The organism is uncultured Anaerovibrio sp., assembly GCA_902786545.1.
Classification (GTDB): Bacteria; Bacillota; Negativicutes; order Selenomonadales; family Selenomonadaceae; genus Anaerovibrio.
On record CADACU010000058.1, the window covers coordinates 1 to 7,880 of the forward strand.

The 7,880-nt window shown below is 47.3% G+C and carries 8 protein-coding genes; all 8 read right to left on the bottom strand.

Annotated elements, in window-relative coordinates:
* The coding region (locus tag QZV24_RS09435) for a polyprenyl synthetase family protein (protein WP_294523234.1) at positions 1 to 695 on the bottom strand (695 nt) is incomplete at its 3' end.
* Between the two features lie 78 nt (positions 696 to 773).
* Positions 774 to 1,610, bottom strand: coding sequence for an AmmeMemoRadiSam system radical SAM enzyme (gene amrS / locus QZV24_RS09440; RefSeq protein WP_294523236.1), 837 nt, complete (start codon positions 1,608 to 1,610; stop codon positions 774 to 776).
* A complete protein-coding gene (gene amrA, locus QZV24_RS09445) occupies positions 1,603 to 2,994 on the bottom strand; it encodes an AmmeMemoRadiSam system protein A (RefSeq protein ID WP_294523238.1) in 1,392 nt (463 codons plus the stop codon). The genes amrS and amrA overlap by 8 nt, the downstream gene beginning before the upstream one ends.
* 141 nt (positions 2,995 to 3,135) lie before the next feature.
* Positions 3,136 to 3,891, bottom strand: coding sequence for a succinate dehydrogenase iron-sulfur subunit (gene sdhB, locus QZV24_RS09450; RefSeq protein WP_290655062.1), 756 nt, complete (start codon positions 3,889 to 3,891; stop codon positions 3,136 to 3,138).
* Positions 3,892 to 3,908: 17 nt separating this feature from the next.
* A complete protein-coding gene (sdhA, locus tag QZV24_RS09455) occupies positions 3,909 to 5,711 on the bottom strand; it encodes a succinate dehydrogenase flavoprotein subunit (protein WP_294523241.1) in 1,803 nt (600 codons plus the stop codon).
* A gap of 48 nt (positions 5,712 to 5,759) precedes the next feature.
* A complete protein-coding gene (locus QZV24_RS09460) occupies positions 5,760 to 6,383 on the bottom strand; it encodes a succinate dehydrogenase (protein WP_290655060.1) in 624 nt (207 codons plus the stop codon).
* Between the two features lie 59 nt (positions 6,384 to 6,442).
* Positions 6,443 to 7,000: a Fe-S-containing hydro-lyase gene (locus QZV24_RS09465; RefSeq protein WP_290655059.1), complete on the bottom strand. Its 558-nt coding sequence runs from the start codon at positions 6,998 to 7,000 to the stop codon at positions 6,443 to 6,445.
* Between the two features lie 18 nt (positions 7,001 to 7,018).
* A complete protein-coding gene (locus QZV24_RS09470) occupies positions 7,019 to 7,861 on the bottom strand; it encodes a fumarate hydratase (RefSeq protein WP_290655058.1) in 843 nt (280 codons plus the stop codon).
* Between the last annotated feature and the right edge of the window lie 19 nt (positions 7,862 to 7,880).

The following is a 7,880-nucleotide window of genomic DNA, read 5'->3' on the forward strand; positions in this document are numbered from 1 at the left end:
ATATCATTGCCGGCCGGCTTGCCAATAGTCGCCTCATCCCCAGTGAGATCCAGCAAATCATCCGTAAGCTGGAAAGCCATTCCCACAGAATAACCATAATCATAAAGCGCCTGAATATCTTCCTCGGAAAGCCCGGCCACATCGCCACCCAGCTGGCAGCTGATAGCCAGGAAATTAGCAGTCTTCATGGCAATACGGTCAAAATACTCCTCTGTATCACAGGAAGCCTTGTATATTTCTTTGTTCTGAATCAGCTCTCCGGCACTCAAATCCGTAAGCAGCTTGGACAACTGCAACTCCACCCGTTTGCTGTAGTTTTGCTCAGCCACCAGAGAAAACGCCTTGGCAAACAGATAATCCCCTGCCAAAATAGCCAGCTGGTTGCCCCATTTGGCATTGGCCGTCTCCTCCCCTCGGCGGGTAGTGGCACTGTCCAGCACATCATCATGTACCAGAGAAGCCATATGGATGAGTTCCAAAGCTACCGCCAAAGGCATCACCCGGTTCAGATTAAAATTCCTGTCACAGTGTGCTGCCAAAAAAAACATTGCGGGACGAAGCCGTTTTCCCCCGGACTTTATCAGATGACTACCAATCTCCGTAATGGTGTCCACCGGGGATTCAACTGCATCCTGCAAAGCTAATTCCAAATCAGACAAATCCGATTTAATTATTTCAAATATCTTATTAGACAATTTTATCCCTCACAAAAATACTCTAAAGCTTTTTTATTTTACTATATATCAGCTTTTTTTTCAAATAAAGTTATGGGATTATACATTGCCAAGATAAACATAGTCCAGATACATCTTGGCTATATCTTTTAGGGTCTGTAAGGTGATAATCGGCGTAGCCGGCTCCTGCCATTTATAATTCGGGAAATACCGGGATAGATGCAGGGGAATCAACGGGTTTATCCCCGCCAACCATTGTGCTTCCGCCTCCATCATTTCTGCCCCGTCATTCACCTTGGGAATGACCAAAGTAGTAACCTCCACATGCACCCCTGCCGCCACTGCTGCTTCAATGGTATGTTTTGCCGTTGCAAAATCTCCCCCCATCCACTTATAGCCCTCATCGGAAAACACCTTTAAATCGATGTTCATGGCATCTATATATGGCAGAAGCTTTTGCAATGGCCCGGCAGCTATTTGCCCATTGCTCACCAGCACTACTTTCTGCCCGGCTGATTGTAATAACAGAGCTGTATCAAGCAAATACTCGTAGTTTAACAAGGGTTCATTGTAGGTAAAGGCCACCCCGATGCTAGCGGTTTCCCTGGTGGCTTTTTGGGCTATCTCCACCAATTCCGCCGGTGCAATATAGCCCTGAGACATCTCAATGCCCCGCTGGGAAATACTGTGATTTTGACAGAATGGACACTTCATATTGCAGCCAAAACTGCCCAATGACAAAATGGTACTGCCAGGATAAAAATGATATAATGGCTTCTTCTCAATAGGATCAACAGCTAGGGAAGTAACCTGACCATAGGACAGACTGGTTATTTTACCATTGATATTCTGCTTGGTGCCGCAAAAACCAGTTTGTCCCGGCGCCAGCCGGCACTGGTGTGGGCACAGCTCACAGCTTAGCATATTTTTACTCATGGCGGGTTACCTCAAAGCGCCATAAATCAATTTCTTCATCAGGAGAAATCCCACCCTTTTGCCGAGCTATGGAAATTTGCTGTTCTACACTATCAATTCCGTCCAAATCCGGCAGAAGAAGTCCCCGACGGCGCCCATCCCGACTCCCCACAATAACACCATATCGTTTTACATCCAGCTTTAACGGATTATCGATAGGTTCCGGTGTAGAGAGCACATCTACATCGTAAACCAGCTCATCCAGTTCAGCTTCCGTTACTGATGGAAAACGGGGATCCTCAGTTCCAGCGGCCACGGCATTGGCAATAATTTCTGCCGCCAAATTGTCCCGCACCGGCAAAAATGTGCCAATACAGCCCCGCAGCTCCCCTGCCTTTTTAATGGACACAAAGGCCCCAGCCCTGGTCGTAAGCATTTCCGGCGGCAAATTGGCCGGAATATCTATCTTTGTGTGATTCCGAACATAGTTTTCCAAACTATGGCGGGCCAGTTGCAAATATGCATCCTCCTGCTGACGCAGCTGCTCCATCATCTGCTTATGCTGTTCCATGGCCTTCTCACATACATTACGGCTTTCATCCCGGCCCGTTGGTAAAAATCTTGCCACACCATAACCGACCCCGAATGGACCTTCACAGGACAAAAGCTCAGCATCAATCCCTAGCCGGTCAAAGGCCCCGGCCATAATCCAAAACGACCGCAGGCCACACTCGGCCGCCTTATTGGCCAGCTTGGCTGGCGTAGTTAATAGCTTCAGGAAATCTCCCTGCCTAAAACATTCGGCCATCCGCTGGTCAAATATCGGTCCCTCGTCAGCAAAACCATATGGACCATCTTCCTTTAGCTTATGTGACAAATCACCACTGGCCACGATCATCAGCCGACGATTTAACTTTTCCGCCACTTCCCGAATGGATAACCCTAAAATATAGTGATGAGAAAAGGAGAGGCCGGATAATCCTATCCGAACGATTTTCCCCTGATAACCAGCCTCCTGCAGGAAATACAGCGGAATCATGGTCCCGTGATCCAGCTCATTATTTTGTCTGCCCAGCGTACCGGCTGGCAAATCGATTTCCTGAGCAACCTTTTCCAAATTAGCCACAAATTCTTCATCATAAGCAGCCTCAAAGGTCAGCTCCGGATGACCAAAATTGGCAAAACTGCCCCGGCCACCCCTCCCGGAGGATATCTGCATATAATCAGCATACATATTGGCATGGGGGCTGGTTATTACCACCAAATCCGGCTGATTTTCAGCCACCCACTTGGCAACTTCCTTGTACGCATTTACTGTAGAACTAATTTTATTTTCCTCCCCCCGACCGATAGGCGGCAAAATCAACGGTGGATGCGGAACAACACAGGCTCCCAAAAACGGCATAAAAATACACCTCCATAAACTTACTCTACGAAGGTGTATTACGACAAATACCTTTAAAATCCCTGCCTGCAATATAAATAGAGGATGCGGAAAACGATTACCATTTCCACATCCCCTATATTACTTCAGATAATACTTATTTTACTTATTGAAAATGTTCTTAAGAGCCTGCTTATTTACATCGCGGTTCAGCTGTGCAAGATAAGTAGTCAGCTTAATGTTCTTAGGGCAAACCTCTACGCAGTTCTGGGAGTTACCACAGCTGGTAATACCACCCTTACCCATAAGTGCTTCAAGACGCTTTTCCTTGTCGAACTTTCCAAGTGGATGGAGGTTGAACAGGTAAGCCTGTACAGATGGAGAAGCACCGATAAAGTCGGACTGAGGTCCAACATTAGGACAAGCCTCCAAGCAGCAGCCACAAGTCATGCAGTGAGAAATCTCATATGCAGTGGTCGCGGTGTAAGGATTCTGGATAGGAGCATCCTTAACCTCCCAGGAGCCATCAACCTCAACCCAAGCCTGAACGCGCTTGAGGGACTCGAACATTACGGAACGGTCGATTAAAAGGTCGCGGATAACCGGGAATGTTCTGGCTGGCTGTAAACGAATTGGCTGCTCCAAATCATCAATCAATGTGCAGCAAGCCTGACGGGCACGGCCATTGATAACCATCATGCAGGCACCGCAAACCTTCTCCAGGCAGTTGCACTCCCAAACTACAGGAGCAACCTTTTTGCCATCAGTGGTTACAGGGTTCTTCTGAATTTCCATCAAAGAAGCTACTACATTCAGAGCAGGACGATATGGAATTTCGAACTCCTGAGTGTAAGGGTTGCTGGTAGGGCTGTCCTGACGCTCAATAATAAACTTAACTGTTTTCTTCTGTTCTGCCATTCTATTTTATCCCCCTATTACTCTTTCTTTGCAACAGCGTAGTTACGAGGACGGGCCTTAATGAGAGAGTGCTCAAACTCCTCATAAGTTACCACTGGTTCCTCAGTAGCTGCATCAAAGCTTACAACTGATGTAAACATGAACTTCTCATCATTACGAGGATAGAACTGCAATTCGCCATCCTTCTCGATACGATTGCCGTTATCATCCAGCATAATCTTTGCATGGGCACCACGGGACTCATCACGGCAACGAGCAGACTTTGTGATAGCCATAGCATAGATAATCATGTTGCGGAGCTGGCGAACAAACATAGCTTCCTGGTTAGCCCAGTTGCCATGGTCGGTTACACCGATGTTATCCCAACGCTTCAGGATATCCTTCAGCTTCTCCAGACAGATATCCAAGCCCTTGTTATCGCGCTCGATGGATACATACTCATACATAATCTCGCCCATTTCCTGATGGAGCTTATGAGCATTCTCAGGACCATTCATCTGGCGAATCTTGTCATACTCATCCTGAACTTCCTTGCGGGCTGCTTCGATTTCAGCATCGGTGATTTCGCACAGCTTGGAAACATTTTCCTTAGCCCACTTCATAGCCTCTGGACCGGAAACGGTTCCGGAATAAGCAGCGGACAACAGGGAGTTAGCACCAAGACGGTTTGCACCGTGATACTGATGGTCGCACTCACCGGAAGCCATGAGGCCAGGGATGTTGGTGAAATGCTTTCTATCTACATAGATACCGCCCATGGAGTAATGAACGGAAGGGAAAATCTCCATTGGAACCTTACGAGGGTCCTTACCAACGAACTCAGTGTAAATCTCGATGATACCGCCCAGCTTACGCTCCAAATATTCGGCAGGAATGTGGGACAGATCGAGGTATACACGACGGTCATGGTTAATACCGAGATCCATGTGAACGCATACCTTGAAAATAGCACGGGAAGCAACATCACGAGGAACCAGGTTACCATAAGCTGGGTACATATCCTCCAGGAAGTACCAAGGCTTACCATCTCTGTAAACCCATACACGACCACCCTCACCGCGGCAAGCCTCGGACATCAGACGGTTCTTATCGGAGCCTGGGATTGCAGTTGGATGAATCTGAATGAACTCAGGGTTAGCAATCTTTGCACCCTGCTGATAAACTGCAGAAACTGCAGAACCATTACAAATAGTGGAAGCAGTACAACGGCCAAATACCTGACCAGGGCCACCAGTTGCCAAAATAACAACATCAGCCTTGAAGGCTTTGATTTCCATGGAATTCATGCTCTGAGCAATAATACCACGGCAAACACCGTTCTTGTCCTTGAAAATCTTTACGAACTCCCAGAACTCATACTTGGTAACGCCGCCTTTTACTTCCCAGCGACGAACCTGCTCATCAAGAGCATAGAGGAGCTGCTGACCAGTGGTGGAACCAGCAAAGCAAGTACGCTTATTCTTCTGTCCACCGAAGTTACGGAGGTCAAGAACACCCTCTGGAGTACGGGTAAAAGGTACACCCATACGGTCAAACATCTTTATGAGCTTTGGTGCAGCCTCAACCATGCCCTTAACGGCCAGCTGGTCTGCCAGGAAGTCACCGCCATATACGGTGTCATCAAAATGCTCATAAATGGAATCATGCTCACCCTTGGTGTCCATGCAGGCATTGATACCGCCCTGAGCACAGAGGGAGTGAGAACGCTTTACTGGGCAGTAAGAGAATAAATCTACTTCGCCGCCAGCTTCACAAATCTTAAGGGTAGCCATCAAGCCTGATAAGCCGCCACCTACTACAATAATCTTATTTTTAGCCACGTAGGTTCTCTCCTTATAAACAAATCTTTACTACTACGACAATCTTACTCAGTGAATGAAGTAAGAAGACATAAATGCCAAAGTGAAGAGGCACATCAGGGCACACAAGCCCATAGCCATCTTGTCCACAACACACTGAGAACGAGGGCCCTTGGTGATACCCCAGGTCATGCAGAAGGTTGTGATACCATTGCAGAAATGGAAAATAGCAGCAAACATACCAAGTGCATAAAGACCAAATACTACAGGGTTAGCCAAGGTGGACTGAACCAGCGCATAGCTGATATGCTCACCCATAATTCCCTTGGTGTAAATGCGGAGATAGCCCACATGCCAAATAAGGAATACTACCAGATACCAGGCAGTCCATCTCTGGAGAGCGAACTTCCAGTTACGGGAATAACCATATTCGGTAGGATTGTTCTTGGCCTGGTTGGCAATATACATACCATAGATGCCGTGGAACAAAAGAGGCACCGCATAGAAGCAAATCTCAATTGCAAAGAAAATTGGTGGTGGAATAAGTTCCATCATCGCCAAGCCCTGATTGAAAGCTGCTTCACCGCCCATAGCTGACGCATTTGTAAGCAAATGCTCAATCAGCACACCGCCGAGCATTACAAGTCCGCAGAGGGAATGTAAGCGACGCAGATAAAAAGATACATTAATCATTCTTAACCTCCTAAATTTTTTCTTTCACACTGGAAAGTATTTTAACGCAGTTGCGCAAATCATAACTTACGATATGGTGCCTGTCCAATCTCATAATAGTCGTTACCCTCAGAGTCAATAACAACAATAGCAGGGAAATCAACTACCTCAAGAGCAGCCAAAGCCTCTGGCCCAAGCTCAGGATAAGCGATAACGGTGTACTTTTTAACGGACTTTGCGATGAGGGCAGCTGCGCCACCTACAGCAGCAAAATAAGTAACGCCGTTTTTCTTCATGGACTCAACAACCTCTGGAGCACGGGAACCCTTACCAATCATTCCCTTAATGCCCTGATCCAGCATAGTAGGAGTATACGCATCCATACGGCCAGCAGTAGTAGGGCCACAGGAGCCAATTGGATCACCTGGCTTAGCAGGAGTAGGACCAAGATAGTAAACAATCTGGTTGTGCCAGTCGATTGGCAGCTTCTCGCCACGGGCCAGAGCCTCGGTCATAACCTTGTGTGCAGCATCACGGGCACTGTAGATAGTACCGGTAATAAGAACACTGTCACCTGCACGCAGCTTCCGGGAATCCTCTTCCGTAAGAGGAGTAGTTATACGAATTGTTTCAGCCATTATCTAAACCTCCTAATATTACAGAACACGGTGAGAATGACGGCAAGCATGGCAGCAAATGGTTACAGCCACTGGCAAACCGGCAATATGAGTAGGACCCCACTCAATATTTACGGCCAAGGCGGAAGTAGTACCACCCAACTGTGGTCCAATACCTGTCTTGTTAATCATATCCAACAATTCATTTTCCAAGGCAGCATAATCCGGATGAGCATTCCGCTCCGTAATCTTACGCATCAAAGCGCGCTTGGAAAGATAGGCAGCCTGATCCATAGTACCGCCGATACCTACACCAACAACCATTGGTGGGCATGGGTTGCAGCTGGCATGCTGAATGATATCAAGAACAGCCTTCTTAACCCCTTCAACGCCATCAGCCGGAACCAGCATCTTGATGCCACCCTTGTTCTCAGAGCCAAAGCCCTTGCAGGTCAGCTCAATCTTCAGCTGATCACCTGGAACAATCTTGGTATAAATAATAGCTGGAGTGTTGTTCTGAGTATTTTTCCGGTCAAATAAAGGCTCAGCAACAACGGACTTGCGGAGATACCCCTCAGTGTAGCCCTTGGCAACACCAGCGTTAATAGCTTCTGTCAGATCGCCACCTTCGATATGAAGATCCTGACCCACTTCCAGGAAAATAATGGTCATACCAGTATCCTGGCAAATAGGACGATCCTCAGCTCTAGCAATCTCAGAGTTGCGAATGATCTGGTCAAGAACAACCTGGCCAACTGGAGACTCTTCGGTCTCACGCCCCTTCTTAAGAGCTTCATACACATCCTGAGGTAAATAGTAGGCAGCTTCTTTGCACATCTGCGCTACTTCTGCTGTGATCTGTTCAACATTGATCGTACGCAAAATAAACCCTCCCTAAATA

Coding starts and splice junctions, on each gene's coding strand:
- QZV24_RS09465 (WP_290655059.1), bottom strand. CDS start 7,000: ATGGCTGAAACAATTCGTATAACTACTCCTCTTACGGAAGAGGATTCC.
- amrS (WP_294523236.1), bottom strand. CDS start 1,610: ATGAGTAAAAATATGCTAAGCTGTGAGCTGTGCCCACACCAGTGCCGG.
- amrA (WP_294523238.1), bottom strand. CDS start 2,994: ATGCCGTTTTTGGGAGCCTGTGTTGTTCCGCATCCACCGTTGATTTTG.
- sdhB (WP_290655062.1), bottom strand. CDS start 3,891: ATGGCAGAACAGAAGAAAACAGTTAAGTTTATTATTGAGCGTCAGGAC.
- QZV24_RS09460 (WP_290655060.1), bottom strand. CDS start 6,383: ATGATTAATGTATCTTTTTATCTGCGTCGCTTACATTCCCTCTGCGGA.